13 protein-coding genes and 1 tRNA gene are annotated in these 15469 nt (G+C 57.3%); 11 read left to right on the forward strand and 3 right to left on the reverse strand.

Annotated elements, in window-relative coordinates:
• Window positions 1-9 precede the first annotated feature (9 nt).
• The 8 genes from murG (at window position 10) to ftsZ (ending at window position 9249) form a co-directional block, all read left to right on the forward strand.
• A complete protein-coding gene (murG, locus tag ELB75_RS04225; RefSeq protein WP_126982849.1) occupies window positions 10-1080 on the forward strand; it encodes an undecaprenyldiphospho-muramoylpentapeptide beta-N-acetylglucosaminyltransferase in 1071 nt (356 codons plus the stop codon).
• A 304-nt stretch (window positions 1081-1384) separates the two neighbouring features.
• Entirely contained in the window at window positions 1385-2782 is a 1398-nt protein-coding gene (murC, locus tag ELB75_RS04230; protein WP_241236104.1) for a UDP-N-acetylmuramate--L-alanine ligase, read from the forward strand.
• Window positions 2775-3821: a hypothetical protein gene (locus tag ELB75_RS04235; RefSeq protein ID WP_126982851.1), complete on the forward strand. Its 1047-nt coding sequence runs from the start codon at window positions 2775-2777 to the stop codon at window positions 3819-3821. The genes murC and ELB75_RS04235 overlap by 8 nt, the downstream gene beginning before the upstream one ends.
• Window positions 3822-3824: 3 nt before the next feature.
• Window positions 3825-4871 carry a hypothetical protein gene (locus ELB75_RS04240; RefSeq protein WP_126982852.1) on the forward strand — a complete coding sequence of 349 codons (1047 nt, stop codon included), beginning with the start codon at window positions 3825-3827 and terminating at the stop codon, window positions 4869-4871.
• Window positions 4872-4944: 73 nt separating this feature from the next.
• The gene (locus ELB75_RS04245) at window positions 4945-5865 is read left to right on the forward strand and encodes a D-alanine--D-alanine ligase (RefSeq protein ID WP_164726800.1); all 921 of its coding nucleotides are present in this window, start codon (window positions 4945-4947) and stop codon (window positions 5863-5865) included.
• Complete coding sequence (locus ELB75_RS04250; protein ID WP_126982854.1) at window positions 5849-6607, forward strand: cell division protein FtsQ/DivIB; 759 nt, start codon at window positions 5849-5851, stop codon at window positions 6605-6607. Before ELB75_RS04245 ends, ELB75_RS04250 begins: the two co-directional genes overlap by 17 nt.
• A 128-nt stretch (window positions 6608-6735) precedes the next feature.
• The gene (gene ftsA / locus ELB75_RS04255) at window positions 6736-7977 is read left to right on the forward strand and encodes a cell division protein FtsA (protein ID WP_126982855.1); all 1242 of its coding nucleotides are present in this window, start codon (window positions 6736-6738) and stop codon (window positions 7975-7977) included.
• 99 nt (window positions 7978-8076) lie between these two features.
• Window positions 8077-9249, forward strand: coding sequence for a cell division protein FtsZ (gene ftsZ / locus ELB75_RS04260; RefSeq protein WP_126982856.1), 1173 nt, complete (start codon window positions 8077-8079; stop codon window positions 9247-9249).
• 401 nt (window positions 9250-9650) lie between these two features.
• Here ftsZ and ELB75_RS04265 read toward each other — a convergent pair.
• Window positions 9651-9726: transfer RNA gene (locus tag ELB75_RS04265), tRNA-Thr, on the reverse strand.
• Window positions 9727-10224: 498 nt separating this feature from the next.
• Between ELB75_RS04265 and ettA the strand changes: the two genes are divergently transcribed.
• Both ettA and ELB75_RS04275 read left to right on the forward strand, forming a co-directional pair.
• Window positions 10225-11898, forward strand: coding sequence for an energy-dependent translational throttle protein EttA (gene ettA / locus ELB75_RS04270; protein ID WP_126982857.1), 1674 nt, complete (start codon window positions 10225-10227; stop codon window positions 11896-11898).
• 79 nt (window positions 11899-11977) lie between these two features.
• Window positions 11978-13318, forward strand: coding sequence for a deoxyguanosinetriphosphate triphosphohydrolase (locus tag ELB75_RS04275; protein ID WP_126982858.1), 1341 nt, complete (start codon window positions 11978-11980; stop codon window positions 13316-13318).
• A 142-nt stretch (window positions 13319-13460) separates the two neighbouring features.
• Here the strand turns inward: ELB75_RS04275 and ELB75_RS04280 are convergent, their stop codons facing one another.
• Both ELB75_RS04280 and ELB75_RS04285 read right to left on the reverse strand, forming a co-directional pair.
• On the reverse strand, window positions 13461-13823 hold the full coding sequence (locus ELB75_RS04280; protein WP_126984200.1) for a hypothetical protein: 363 nt from the start codon (window positions 13821-13823) through the stop codon (window positions 13461-13463).
• 322 nt (window positions 13824-14145) lie between these two features.
• The gene (locus tag ELB75_RS04285) at window positions 14146-14553 is read right to left on the reverse strand and encodes a Spy/CpxP family protein refolding chaperone (protein WP_126982859.1); all 408 of its coding nucleotides are present in this window, start codon (window positions 14551-14553) and stop codon (window positions 14146-14148) included.
• Between the two features lie 183 nt (window positions 14554-14736).
• Between ELB75_RS04285 and rpe the strand changes: the two genes are divergently transcribed.
• Window positions 14737-15420, forward strand: a complete 684-nt coding sequence (gene rpe / locus ELB75_RS04290) for a ribulose-phosphate 3-epimerase (protein WP_126982860.1) — start codon at window positions 14737-14739, stop codon at window positions 15418-15420.
• Window positions 15421-15469: the final 49 nt, after the last annotated feature.

Here is a 15469-nt window from a genome sequence, read left to right on the forward strand (position 1 = left end):
GAGCCGAATATGGGCGTAAAAACCTTTTTGCTGATGGCCGGCGGCACCGGCGGGCATATCTTCCCCGCGCTGGCGGTGGCTGCCGCGCTGCGCGAACACGGGCATAAGGTGGTGTGGCTGGGCAGCGAGGGCGCAATGGAAACGCGCATCGTGCCGCAGCACGGCATTGAAATCGAAACCCTGGCCATCAAAGGCGTGCGCGGCAACGGCCTCAAACGCAAGCTGATGCTGCCGTTCACGCTATGGCACACCATCCGTGCGGCGCGAAGCATCATCCGCAAACATCAGGTGGACGGCGCCATCGGCTTCGGCGGCTTCGTTACCGTGCCTGGCGGGGTGGCGGCCAAGCTGTGCGGCGTGCCGCTGGTAATCCACGAGCAAAATGCCGTGGCCGGGCTTTCCAACCGGATTTTGGCCAAATTGGCCAGCCGGGTGCTGTATGCCTTCCCCAAGGCTTTTGGCGATGAAAACGGGCTGGTGGGCAACCCCGTGCGCGCCGATATTGCCGCACTGCCCGCGCCCGAAGAGCGGTTTGCTGAGCGTTCAGGTAGCCTGAAGCTGCTGGTTACCGGCGGCAGCTTGGGCGCGGATATTCTCAACCGCCTGCTGCCCGAAGCGCTGGCTCTGCTGCCTGCCGAGCAACGCCCCCAAGTGCGCCACCAAAGCGGGCGCGGCAAGCTGGAAGGCTTGCGCCAGCGTTATGCTGAATCCGGTGTGCAGGCTGAATGCAGCGAATTTATTGATGATATGGCAGCGGCCTACGGCGCGGCAGATTTGGTGGTGTGCCGCTCCGGCGCGCTTACCATTGCCGAGCTGGCGGCGGCAGGCGTGGGTGCATTGCTCGTGCCTTACCCCTATGCGGTGGACGACCACCAAACTGCCAACGCCCGTTTCGTGGCCGCCGGTGAGGCCGGGCTGCTGTTGCCGCAGAGCGAATTGACTGCCGAGAAACTGGCTTCGGTGTTGGGCGGCCTCAACCGCGCTACCTGCAGCCAATGGGCGCAAAACGCCCGCCGAATGGCCAAACCGGATAGTGCGGCCAAGGTGGCGGAAGCGGCGCTGGCGGCAGTGGGCGGATGATTGGTGTGAGGCTACCTGAAAAGCGGTTTTGAAGTTTCAGGTAGCCTCAAACAGCAAAGGAAGCCCGATGCTCGATTGTTTGGAAAGCGTAAAGCCGCTGCCAAACCGAGCAATTAAATGTGCTGCTGGCAAGCCTGTTTAATGATTGGCACGGCAGATGGTTTGGATAGCGTTCCCGGCGGCTGTTTTCAGGTAGCCTCAATAGCAGTATCGGCTTTTCCCGTTTGCGTTGTATCGAAAAATGTTTATCCGCTATACAATAGCGGTTTTGTCTGCAAAGGCTGCCCGGGAAGCAGTGATAAATATGAAGCAACGAGTAAAACGCATCCATTTCGTCGGCATCGGCGGCGCGGGCATGTGCGGCCTGGCCGAAGTGCTGTATAAAGAATTCGACGTATCCGGCTCGGATCAGGCGCAAAGCGCGGTAACGCGCCAGCTGGCCGATATGGGCATCAAAGTGTTCCACGGCCATGCGGCAGAGCATATCGAAGGCGTGGACGTGGTGGTTACCTCCACCGCCATCAAGCCGGATAATCCGGAAGTGTTGGCCGCCCGCGAGGCAGGCATTCCGGTGATTCCGCGCGCCATGATGCTGGCGGAGATTATGCGCTTCGGCCAGGGCATCGCCATTGCCGGCACGCACGGCAAAACCACCACCACCAGCCTCACTGCCTCCATCCTCACCGCCGCCGGTCTCGATCCGACCTTCGTTATCGGCGGCAAGCTCACCGCTGCGGGCACCAACGCCAAGCTCGGCGGCGGACAGTATATTGTGGCCGAGGCCGACGAATCAGACGCTTCTTTCCTGTATCTCACGCCCGTGATTACCGTGGTGACCAATATCGACACCGACCATATGGACACCTACGACCACAGCGTGGACAAGCTGCACCAGGCCTTTGTGGAATTTGTGCACCGTATGCCGTTCTACGGCAAGGCATTTTTGTGTATCGATAGCGAACATGTGCGCGCTATCCTGCCGGAAATTCAGAAGCCGTTTGCCACCTATGGCTTAGACGAAACCGCCGATATTTACGCCGATAATGTGCACAGCGAAGGTGCGCAGATGTGTTTTACCGTGCACCTGAACAAACGCCCGATCGCGCCGTTTGAAGTGCGGCTGAACGCGCCGGGGCGGCACAATGTACTCAACGCGCTGGCCGCCATCGGTGTGGCGCTGGAATGCGGCGCGGACGTGGCAGCCATTCAGTGCGGCCTGGCCGGTTTCGGCGGTGTGGGACGGCGCTTCCAAAGCTACGGCGAAGTCAAGCTGCCGCAAGGCGGCAGCGCCTTGGTGGTTGACGACTACGGCCACCACCCGGTGGAAATGGCCGCCACGCTCGCCGCCGCCCGCGGCGCCTATCCCGAACGCCGCCTGGTGTTGGCATTCCAGCCGCACCGCTACACCCGCACCCGCGATTTGTTTGAAGACTTCGTGCGCGTGTTGAACACTGCCGATGCGGTGGTGCTCACCGATGTATACGCCGCCGGCGAAGAGCCGATTGTGGCCGCCGACAGCCGCGCACTCACCCGCGCCCTGCGCGTGGCCGGCAAGCTGGAACCGATTTACTGTGCCGACGTGGCCGATATGCCCGCCACCCTGCTCAATATGCTGCAAGACGGCGATTTGCTGCTGAATATGGGTGCGGGCAGCATCAACAAAGTGCCGCAGGCTCTGCGGGATTTGGCCGCGCATGGATGATTTCTTGAAACGCCGCCAAGAGGCGCGGCAGCGCGCCGCCGCTTTTTGGCAGAGCTGGCAGTGGGAGCAGCCCTGGCAGGCGGGCGGCGGTGTGGCGCTGGTGAACAGCGGCAACTATCTGCTGCACCATTATTTCCCCGGCGTGTTTTTGCAGGCCGTTTTGGATGATGCTGTTGATGCCGGTTCGAAGTTTCAGGTAGCCTTCAGCAGCGGCGGCAGGCTGGAGCCGATGGCCGACGCGGTATTGCTGGCCGAAGCCGCACCGCCGGGTTTGCCTTTCGGCGTGCAGGCCTTGCTGCGGCACTGCCGGGCTGCGGAACTGCCGCAGCGCAAGGCCGGTTTTGGCCAAACGCAGCTTTGCGGCAGCCAATTTCAGGTAGCCTGTGCGCCCGGTAGTGATGGTTTGGTGCATTTGCAGGTGTTTGTGAACGATAATCCCGCCGGCACGGATGCCGACGACCGCCGGTTGGCGGTGTGGCTGCTTTTGGCGCAGGCCTTGGGGCAGTGGGATTTAAACGTGAAAACCGGCTATGTGGAGCTGGTGGAGCAGCCGCCGCAGGGCGCGTTGCCGCTGGCCGATCTGCCCGCTGCCTTTGATCAGTTGTGGCGTGCCCGAATGGGGCGCAATGGCGTGTATCCGAGCGGCGAGGCTGAGTTTCGCGTGTATGGCGCGGAAAACGATGATGGCGAACCGGCCAGGATTTTGGTGCGCAACGAATCGGCCGCTTCGCTGCTGGGGCGCGCCGATTTGGCCTGGTGTTTGAGCGTGCGCTGCGAAGTGTACGACGACATGAGCCAGGCTCTGGCGCGGGAATTGGCGCACGAATTTTCCGGCTGCGTCGGGCAGCACGAGCAAGGTATTCTCACCGCCATGCTGGCCGATGCGGAAAAAGGCGAATACACCGCCTTTGCCATGGTGGCCGAGCCGGAAGGATTATGGGAAAAGGTGCGGGAAATCACCGCACGCTACGAGCGGCTGGACGCACGGGCTAACTGTGTGTTCGACCCGTCATGGCGGCATTACCGCCTGCAAGGATAAAAGATGGCGAAATCAGATACCAACGAAGCCGCAGGCTGGCACAGCCTGAGAGAATGGCAAGATAACGCCCTGTGTTTCTGGACGGTGTGGCGGCGCGAAGAAGCGCGGCTTGCAGCGCTGGAAGACCCGATGGCCTTCGTTACCGAGGCCAACAACCTGCTGCACGAATACTGCCCCGGCGTGGTGGTGGAGCTGGAAGGGCAGCCTGCCGACGGCACGCTGGTGTTCAGCGCCAACGGCGATTTGGAACACTTTCCGCAAGTGCTGGCGCTGATTGCCACAGCGGCGGAATCCACCGAGCGTTCGGTGCTGTGTTTCCGCCAACGGCTGGGCTCGCCCGAGCAGTTTGCCATCCGCATGGGCGGCGTGGAAATGCAGGCGGCGGATATTTTGGTGCGCTGCGAAGAGTGGCGAGGCCTGCCCGCGCTGGAGGTGGCTTTTGCCAAACCGCCCAAGGCAGAGGATTTGGAAACCGCGCAGCGGCTGGCGCTGATTATGCTCGACCATGTGTTGGGCGAGTGGGATGCGGTGGTGAAGGTGGGTGTACTGGATTTTGTGGATACTGCGCCGCCGGAAGCCGTGCCGCTGCACAGGCTACCTGAAAAATTAGACGAAGTATGGAAAGCCCTGGGGCGCGATGCGCTCTATCCCGAGCCGGAATGGCAGTATACCGCCTATCAGCGCGATGAAGACGAAGAAAACGAACAAGATGGCCTGGTGCTGCTGCGCAACGAGTCGGCCAACGGCCTGCTCGGCCGGGCGGATATGGGTTGGTGCGTTTCCGTGCGCTGCGAAATCAACGGCGAAGACGCGCTGATGGCGGCCTACCGGCTGCAAGACGAATTCGATGCCGAAGCCTGCCACCGGCAGCAAGGCATCGGCACAATTGCCGTAACCAACCTCACGCGGGGCGAGCGCACCATATTTGCCGCCACCGGCGAGCCGGAGCGCCTCATGGAGAAAGCACAGGCACTGTGCGAGCAGTTTGCCGAACTCAAGCCGCAGGCCGTGTGCGAATACGACCCGAGCTGGCGGCATTACCGGTTTTAAGTTTTCAGGTAGCCTTCCAGACGGGCGTTTGATGAGGCTGCCTGAAAGTAGAAGCAAGAAAGAAGCAAAGCAAATGAACAAGCAGTTTGGCAAAGTGGCCGTATTGAACGGCGGATTTTCCAGCGAGCGCGAAGTATCGCTCGATAGCGGCGCGGCCGTATTGGCCGCCTTGCAGAGCCGGGGCATCGATGCCCACCGGTTCGACCCGAAAGAACAAGACATCCTGCAATTGAAAGCGCAGGGTTTTCAGGTAGCCTTCAACGTGTTGCACGGCACTTATGGCGAAGACGGCACCGTGCAGGCGCTACTTGATTCCATCGGCATCCCCTATACCGGCTGCGGCATGGCCGCCTCCGCGCTGGGCATGGACAAATACCGCTGCAAACTGATTTGGCAGGCACTCGGCCTGCCCGTGCCCGATTTTGCCGTGTTGCAAGATGATACTGATTTTGCCACCGTGGAAGCGGAGCTCGGCCTGCCGATGTTTGTGAAGCCCGCAGCTGAAGGCAGCAGCGTGGGCGTGGTGAAAGTGAAGCAGGCGGGCGAACTGCCGAAAGTGTACCGCGAGTTGCGCGAACGCCATCTGCACGGCGAAATCATCGCCGAACGCTTTATCGACGGCGGCGAATACACTTGCGCCGTGCTCGGCCAACAGGCACTGCCCAGCATCCGCATCATCCCGGCCACCGAGTTTTACGATTACGACGCCAAGTATTTCCGCGACGACACGGTATACCAATGCCCCAGCGATCTGGATGCAGCTGGCGAGGCAGAAATCCGCCGTCTGGCCAAAGCGGGCTTTGAAGCCATCGGCGGGCGCGGCTGGGGCAGGGTGGATTTCCTGCGCAGCCAAAGCGGAAAACTTTATTTGTTGGAAATCAACACTGTGCCCGGTATGACCAGCCACAGCCTGGTGCCAAAAGCCGCCGCGCAAACCGGCCTGGATTTTGCCGATTTATGCGTTGAAGTATTGAGCCATGCGACTTTGGGATAACGCTGGCGCGCTCAAACGCATCAACAGCAGCCTCTATCTTCTGGCTGCTGTCGGCCTGATTGCGGCGGCGGTGATGTGGATGATGAATTCGCCGTATTTCCCGGTGAAACTGGTGAAAATCGATGGCGACCTGCACCGCTTAAGTGCCGCCCAGCTGCAACAAACCGCCCAACGCCACATCCGCGGCAATATATTCAAAGCCGATTTGAACGAAGCACGGCAGGCGTTTGAAACGCTGCCTTGGGTGGACAAGGTGGAGGTGCGGCGAATTTGGCCGGATACGGTGCAAATCCGGGTGGAAGAGCGGCAGCCGGTGGCGCGCTGGGAAGGCGGCGGGCTGGTGGATAGCGAAGGCAAAGGATTTGATGCGCCCACCGACGAAAACTTCCCCGTATTTGCAGGCACGCCGGGAATGCGTAAAATGATGGTGGAGGAATTCATTGAGTTCCAAGCCATCTTGGCGCCGACTAACCTGAAAATCAGCCGCATGGACTACAGTTCGCGTTCCTCTCGGGAGCTGACTTTGGAAAACGGCATCCGGCTGCATCTGGGTCGTGCTGATGCGCAAGATCGCCTGCGCCGCTTTGTGCGGGCATGGCACGAAATCTTGAAAGAACGCGCAGCCGACGTACAATACGTGGATTTGCGCTATAAAGACGGCTTTGCCGTGCGCTACAAACAGGGCGCGGCAAATGAAGACAACAACAGCAAGCAACAACCGCAATCAGGCGGGCATGACTGAAGCAATTATTTTCTACAAGACGGCGAGCCGTAGATGGTATGCACATACGCAAAGCGGGTTAACGCAGTAGAAAAGAAATAAGTGTTTTAGCTATAAACAACCATTTCAACAATAAGCGAGACAGAGTTATGTCAAACAACAAACAACTGGTGGGCGCACTGGACATCGGTACCTCGAAAACCATCGTTTTGATCGGCGAAGTGCAAGACGACGACAAAGAAATCCACATCATCGGCTTTGGCCAAGCGCCGTCGCACGGCCTGAAGGCCGGCATGGTAACCAACATCGATGCCACCGCCCAAGCCATTACCCAAGCTATGGAAGAAGCCCAGTTGATGGCCGATTGCCAAATCGGCAGCGTGGTAACCGGCATTGCCGGCAACCATATCCGCAGCATGAATTCGCAAGGTGTGGTGAAAATCAAGGAGGGTGAAGTCACGCAGGCCGACATCGACCGTGCCATCGAAACCGCCAAAGCCGTAAACATTCCGCCGGATCACCAGATTCTGCACACCGTGGTGCAGGAATATATTATTGATAACCAGCCCGGTGTGCGCGAGCCCATTGGCATGAGCGGCGTGCGGCTGGATACGCGCATTCATATCGTAACCGGTGCGGTAACCGCCATGCAGAACATTCAAAAATGTATCGAACGCTGCGGCCTGCACATCGACAACATGATTCTGCAGCCCTTGGCCAGCGGTCGTGCCGTGCTGACTGAAGACGAGAAAGAACTGGGCGTATGCGTCATCGATATCGGCGGCGGCACGACCGATATCGCCGTGTACACCAACGGCGCGATCCGCCACACCGCCGTGATCCCGGTGGCCGGCGACTTGATTACCCGCGATTTGGCACAAGCCCTGCGCACCCCCTATAACGCCGCCGAATACATCAAAATCAACCATGGCGTGGCCTTGGCTACCGGCGATGGCTTGGATGAAATGATTGAAGTGCCCAGCGTGGGCGACCGCAGCCCGCGCCAGATTTCACGCCGTGTGTTGGCCAGCGTTATCGGCCCGCGCGTGGAAGAAATTTTGGAACTGACCCGCAATGAACTGCACCGTTCCGGTTTCCCCGAAGAAGTGCTCACCTCCGGCGTGGTGCTTACCGGCGGCGCATCGTTGCTTTCCGGTGTGGTAGAGCTGGCTGAAGACGTGTTCAACCTGCCTGCCCGTGTCGGTGTGCCGAAGGAAATGGGCGGCTTGTCAGAGCGTATCCGCAACCCGCGCTACGCCACTGCCATCGGCCTGCTGCAAACCGCTGCCGAATACAGCAGCCAACATGGCACGCATAACACTGTGCGGCAGGCTGCAGAGGGAGATTCTGTTTTCTACCGCCTCAAAGAGTGGCTGAAAAACAATTTCTAGGCTTTTTGCTTATTCTTGCACACAAAATCCGTTCAAACCTTTATAATACGGGCGATTTCAGTTTTCAGGTAGCCTTCCGGGGCGCAAAAGGAGTGTTAAATGCAGTTGGTTTATGATGTTGTCGAATCCGCAGCCAGTCCGGCAGTCATTAAAGTTATCGGTATTGGCGGTGGTGGCTGTAATGCCATTAACAATATGATAGACAACACAGTTCAAGGTGTTGAGTTTATCAGTGCCAACACCGATGCCCAATCTTTGCAGGGCAGTAAAGCGCCTAAACGTATCCAGTTGGGTACTAATTTGACCAAAGGTTTGGGTGCCGGCGCCAATCCGGAAACCGGCCGCAATGCCGCTCTGGAAGACCGTGAAACCATCGCCGACGCCATTCAAGGCGCCAATATGCTGTTCATTACCACCGGTATGGGCGGCGGTACTGGCACTGGTGCTGCTCCGGTAGTGGCCGAGATTGCCCGTGAATTGGGTATTCTGACCGTGGCTGTGGTTACCCGCCCGTTCGAGCACGAAGGCAAGCGTATCCAGATCGCCAAAGACGGTTTGGAAACCCTGAAAAACCAAGTAGACTCGCTCATCGTTATCCCGAACGACAAGCTGATGACCGCCTTGGGCGAAGATGTAACTGTGCGCCAAGCATTCCGTGCGGCCGACAACGTGTTGCGTAACGCCGTAGCCGGCATTGCCGAAGTGATTACCTGCCCCGGTATGATCAACTTGGACTTCGCCGACGTACGCAACGTAATGGGCATCATGGGCATGGCCATGATGGGTTCCGGTTTCGCACAAGGCATTGACCGTGCCCGTTTGGCTACCGAACAGGCAATTGCCAGCCCGCTGCTGGACAATGTAACGCTGGAAGGCGCGCGTGGCGTGCTGGTGAACATCACTACCGCCCCTGATGGCCTGACCATGAAAGAGTACAAAGAAATCATGTCGGTAGTGAGCGAATATGCTCATCCCGATGCAGAGCTGAAATATGGTACAGCTGAAGACGCAGCCATGGCGGAAGGCGAAATCCGCGTAACCATTATTGCCACCGGCCTGAAAGAGCAGGGCGACAACAGCCAGAGCAGCAATCTGCGTATGGTGAAATCTGCCCAAGCCACCGGAACAGACGGCGGATTCCCGGAAATCGACAGCGTTATCCGCTCCGGCCGTACTGCCCGTACCATGAATTTGGCTGCTTCTGATTTTGCCAACCAATCTGTGTTGGATGATTTTGAAATTCCGGCAGTAATCCGCCGCCAGGCTGATTAAGCTAGTTGGTTCTCAATGTAAAACCTGCCTCTTTTGAGGCAGATTTTTGTTTGCTTGGGCAGATGGGTGAGTTATAGTGGATTAAAAAGAACCTATTCTTGGTGGAATGGATTAGGGCACCAAGCTGTGGGAGTGATGGATTATTCTTTGCTGAGGATTCCCTGATATAGCGAATTAACAAAAACCAGTACAGCGTTGTCTCGCCTTGCCGTAACGTGTGTACTGTCTGCGGCTCGCCGCCCTGTTCTGATTTTTGTTAATCCACTATATTTTATGATCTATTTTTGCCTATTAGGCAGCCCATGTTGGCCATAGCCCGATATTTACACAAAGTTTAAGAAAATATTATAGACAAGAAAAATCGCAAACCAACTTAACTAGCTGATTTGCGATTAGAATATTGGTGCCGGCGGCAGGAATCGAACTCGCGACCCCCTGATTACAAGTCAGGTGCTCTACCAACTGAGCTACACCGGCGAAAGAATGTGGATTATGCCTATATTGGGTGTATTTGGCAAGTTGGTGTGATAAAAATATGGTGGCAACGTGGTTTTATGGCAACCGAGATGAGGGTTATAGCGAAATAATTATGGTTGGTTAACGAAATTAGGCAAGGCGGGTGGTAAAGACAGTATGAAGGGGGAAGTCGACGCAGTATAAAAAAATACGCATTTTAGGCCATAAAAGCCAAGTTCTCTAGAACCATACCACGAGTCTCAAATTCAGGTAGCCTCAGGCAGACATAGGAGGCTACCTGAAAATATAGTGAATTAACAAAAACCAGTACAGCGTTGGCTCGCCTTGCCGTAACGTGTGTACTGTCTGCGGCTCGCTGCCTTGTCCTGATTTTTGTTAATCCACTATATCCGTTCTACCATTTTCAGGTAGCCTTTCGGCTGCCTGAAATGCTTTTTTCGGTTAGAATCGGCGGCATTTACCTATTTGCCTGTTTCCCCCTATTTTCGAGGAGTTGTTATGTCGCAATACGTCTATTCCATGCTGCGCGTGAGCAAGGTTGTGCCGCCGCAGAAAACCATCATTAAAGATATTTCCCTTTCCTTCTTCCCCGGCGCAAAAATCGGCCTGCTCGGTTTGAACGGCGCGGGTAAGTCCACTGTTCTGCGGATTATGGCGGGTGTGGATAAGGAGTTTGAGGGCGAAGCCGTGCCGATGGGCGGCATCAAAATCGGCTACCTACCGCAAGAGCCGGAGCTTGATCCTGAAAAAACCGTGCGCGAGGAAGTGGAAAGCGGTTTGGGCGAAGTGGCGGCGGCGCAGAAACGTTTGGAAGAAGTGTATGCCGAGTACGCCAATCCCGATGCGGATTTTGACGCGCTGGCGGAAGAGCAGGGCCGCTTGGAAGCCATTATCGCGGCGGGCAGCAGCACGGGCGGCGGCGCGGAACACGAGTTGGAAATCGCCGCCGACGCGCTGCGCCTGCCCGATTGGGATGCGAAAATCGGCGTACTCTCGGGCGGCGAAAAACGCCGTGTCGCCCTGTGCAAACTGCTGTTGAGCAAACCCGATATGCTGCTGCTGGACGAGCCGACCAACCACTTGGACGCAGAATCGGTGGAGTGGCTGGAACAATTCCTCGTGCGTTTCCCCGGCACAGTGGTCGCCGTAACGCACGACCGCTATTTCTTGGATAACGCCGCCGAATGGATTTTGGAGCTTGACCGCGGGCACGGCATTCCGTGGAAAGGCAATTATTCTTCGTGGCTGGAACAAAAGGAAAAACGCTTGGAAAACGAAGCCAAATCCGAAGCCGCCCGCGTAAAAGCGATGAAGCAGGAATTGGAATGGGTGCGTCAAAACGCCAAAGGTCGCCAAGCCAAATCCAAAGCCCGCTTGGCGCGTTTTGAAGAAATGAGCCAGTACGAATACCAAAAACGCAATGAAACGCAGGAAATCTTCATCCCCGTCGCCGAGCGTTTGGGTAACGAAGTGATTGAATTTGTGAACGTTTCCAAATCGTTCGGCGATAAAGTGTTGATTGACGATTTGAGCTTCAAAGTGCCTGCGGGTGCGATTGTCGGCATCATCGGTCCGAACGGCGCAGGTAAATCCACGCTGTTTAAAATGATTTCGGGCAAAGAGCAGCCTGATTCCGGTGAAGTCAAAATCGGGCAAACCGTGAAAATGAGCCTGATTGACCAAAGCCGTGAAGGTTTGCAAAACGACAAAACCGTGTTCGACAACATCGCCGAAGGCCGCGACATTTTGCAGGTGGGGCAATTTGAAATCCCCGCCCGCCAATATTTGGGACGCTTCAACTTCAAAGGCAGTGACCAAAGCAAAATCGCGGGGCAGCTCTCCGGCGGCGAACGCAGCAGGCTGCACTTGGCAAAAACTTTGTTGAGCGGCGGCAACGTCTTGCTGCTGGACGAACCGTCCAACGACCTCGACGTGGAAACCCTGCGCGCGCTGGAAGACGCATTGCTGGAATTTGCCGGCAGCGTGATGGTGATTTCGCACGACCGCTGGTTCCTCGACCGCATCGCTACGCATATCTTGGCTTGCGAAGGCGATTCCAAATGGGTGTTCTTCGACGGCAACTATCAGGAATACGAAGCCGACAAGAAACGCCGACTCGGCGAAGAAGGCGCGAAACCGAAACGTATCCGTTACAAACCGGTAACGCGCTAAAGCGCAAATAGGCTACCTGAAAACCGACGGCTTAGTTTTCAGGTAGCCTCAATTTATCCAGCCAAACCAAAGGACAGATATGAACTGGCAGCAACTGCTCAGCACCAAGCGTTTCAAGCCCGAGAACGGCCAACTGGTGGCCACCGTTACCCCCTCCAGCCAAGAAGGCGCGGATGCGCTACGCACCGATTTCCACATCGATTACGACCGCGTGGTGTTTTCCGGCTCGTTCCGGCGGCTGGGGCGCAAAACGCAGGTGCACCCTTTCGCCGAACACGACCATACCCACAACCGACTCACCCACAGCGTGGAAGTGGCCAGCGTGGGGCGCAGCCTGGGCAACCGCGTGGGCGTGATGCTGGCCAAGGGCGGTTTCCTGCCGCCGGAGAATACGCCATCCGATATCGGCGCCGTGGTGCAGGTGGCCTGCCTTGCGCACGATATGGGCAACCCGCCTTTCGGCCACACCGGCGAAGAGGCATTGCGTGATTGGTTCCGCAATCCCGAGCACGCAGGCTACCTGAAACACCTGGCCGAAGCCGAACGGCGCGACGTGCAAACCTACGAAGGCAATGCCCACAGCCTGCGCATCCTCTCCAACCTCGAAATGTACCGCCACCGCGGCGGCATGCGGCTTACCGCCGCCTCCATCGGCGCACTGCTCAAATACCCGTGGACCACTTCCGCACCGCAAGGCTTGAAAAAATTCAATATTTATCAAACCGAGCTGCCGTTTATCGAATGTGTGGCCGCCGAATTGGGGCTACCTGAAACCGCCGCGCACCATTGGAGCCGCCACCCCCTGTCCTACCTGATGGAGGCGGCAGATGACATCTGCTACGCGCTCTTGGATTTGGAAGACGCGGTGGAGCTCGGCTTGTTGGATGACCGCGAAGTGGAAAACGTATTGCAGGGCATGGTGCACATCGACAAACTCTGGCCGGAGCAATCCGCCCGCCAGCGTTGCGCCATGCTGCGCGGCATGGCCATCGGCCGCGCCATCGACGACATGGCGCAAACCTTTATGCTGCACCATGCCGACCTGCTCGCCGGCAGCTTCCAAGGCAAAGACCTGCTCAGCGTGTGCACGCCCGAAGTGCGCGATTCGCTGGAGCGGGCCAAAGAACTGGCGCGCACCCGCGTGTTCCGCCACCAAAGCAAGCTGATTACCGAAATCGCCGCCTTTCCCTGCATCGGCTCGATTCTCAACCTGCTCGTACCCGCCGCCTTCGCCTACCTCACCAAAGCGCACATCGGCACCCGCCAGTCGCTGGCCTTGGAGCTGCTGCGCGACGATCCGTTGAACGAGCAGGACACGCTTTACACCGCCTACATGAAAATCCTCGATTTCGTCGGCGGCATGACCGACAACGCCGCCGCCCGGCTGGCGCGTGAAGTGTCGGGCATCGGGATGCTGTAGCCGTTGCCGGGCAGGGGGCGGCCAATGTTTTAAGCGGTTTGGAAATATGTGCTGCAAAGCATTGGGGAAACAGCCAATCTTGTCGCCGGGCAAAATAAAGGCTACCTGAAACCACAGGTAGCCTTTATGGCAAACGGCCAGCTTAATGGTCGCGATCCAAATCGGCTTTGTATTCGATATGGCCGTTGCCTTTGCGCTCGATCTCTACATCCAATTCTTGATCGCCGCGCCGGAATTTAAGGTCGGCATCGTGGGGTTTGATTTCGGATTCCACCAGGCGGAAGCCTTGGCTGCGGGCATGGCTGATAACGCGTTGTGCAAGCTGTCGCACGTCGTTGCCGCGCAGGTGGAATTTGGCTTCAAATTCGCCATCGTCTTGCGCTTCTGCCTTCACCACCTGCGCACCGCGCGGGCGGTAGATTTCGCGCGGCAGGGTATCGGCTGCGGCAAAAGAGGAGAAACCGGCCAGCATGGCGGCCAACAGTAAAGTTTTCTTCATGGGAATGTCCTTTTGGAAGGGTGGGGAAAACGGTGTGCATATTAATGGCGGCATAATCTTGCCGCAATAGGGCGGAGGGATTTTATAGTGAATTAACAAAAACCAGTGCAGCCTTGGCCCGCCTTGCCATGACGTGTGTACTGTCTGCGGCTCGCCGCCTTGCCATGACGTGTGTACTGTCTGCGGCTCGCCGCCTTGTCCTGATTTTTGTTAATCCACTATATGAAGCAGTAACTATTTCAGCCATGCCGGGCTTAAAAACGGCTGGGCGGGCAAATGCAAAAGGCTACCTGAATTTTCAGGTAGCCTTTCCATCGGGCAGGGTGCTTTATTGATACAGGCAATGCCTGCGCCATTCCTGCCGCTGCTGCGGCGTGAGGATTTGCAGCAGGGCGTGTTGGGCGCGCAGGTTTTCCACTTCACGCTGCATTTGCGTGGTGTATTTTTCGTTCACATAATGCCGTGCCATGTTTTCATCAAACACCGGGCCGGAGAGCACCAGGTTGGAAGCCTGCGTGGTGTATTGGCGCAGGTTGCGCGATTGCACCACGAGGTTGTCCATCCGTTGGCGGTATTCGGCACGCACTTGGCGCAGCTGCTCTTGTTGGCTGCTGCTGAGCGCAAGCTGGCGCATATCGCAGTTGGGGCTGTCGGCCAAGGCAAGGCTGCCGGCAGTGAGCAGGACGGTGGAAAACACAATCCGGCAAAGGGTTTGGCGGCGGGGGAGAGGAGTCATGGGATTAACTCTTTAGATTCAGTATCGAACCAAGTAAATTTATTGCCGCCAGTATACGAATGACGGCGTGAAACACGGTATAATCTTGGTAAACCTGTGTAAACAACAATGTAGTGGAAAACACTACGTTTTTGGCACGATGTGCGATTGATTATAGCCCCATTTATAGAAGAAAGCACCAATATGACCCACTACCGTATCGCTCCGAGCATTTTATCTGCCGATTTCGCCCGTTTGGGCGAAGAAGTGCAGCGCGTGATTGCCGCCGGGGCCGACTGGATCCATTTTGATGTGATGGACAACCACTACGTGCCCAACCTCACTTTCGGGTCGATGGTGTGCGCCGCGCTCAAGCCTTATGCCACCGTGCCGCTGGATGTGCATTTGATGGTGGAGCCGGTGGACGAAATGATTCAGGCTTTTGCCAAGGCCGGGGCGGATATCATCACCTTCCACCCCGAAGCCAGCCGCCATATCGACCGCAGCCTGAGCCTGATTCGCGACAGCGGCTGCCGCGCCGGGCTGGTGCTCAACCCCGCCACGCCGGTGTATGTGTTGGAACACGTGTTAGACAAGCTCGATGTGGTGCTGCTGATGTCGGTTAATCCCGGCTTTGGCGGGCAGAAATTTATTCCGCACACGCTGGAGAAAATCGAACAGGTGCGCTCGCTCACCGACCTCTACGCCGCCGAAAGCGGCCGCCGCATCCTGATTGAGGTGGACGGCGGCATCAAGGCCGACAATATCGCCGAAGTTGCCGCCGCCGGTGCCGATACTTTCGTGGCCGGTTCCGCCATTTTCAATCAGCCCGACTATGCAGCGGTGATTGCCGAAATGCGGCGGCAGTTGGAAAAGGCCGGCGGTTGATACGGCAAAAGGCTACCTGAAATTCTCAAATACAGCGGAAGCGCTTCCT

Source organism: Eikenella corrodens (genome assembly GCF_003990355.1).
Taxonomy (GTDB): Bacteria; Pseudomonadota; Gammaproteobacteria; order Burkholderiales; family Neisseriaceae; genus Eikenella; species Eikenella corrodens_B.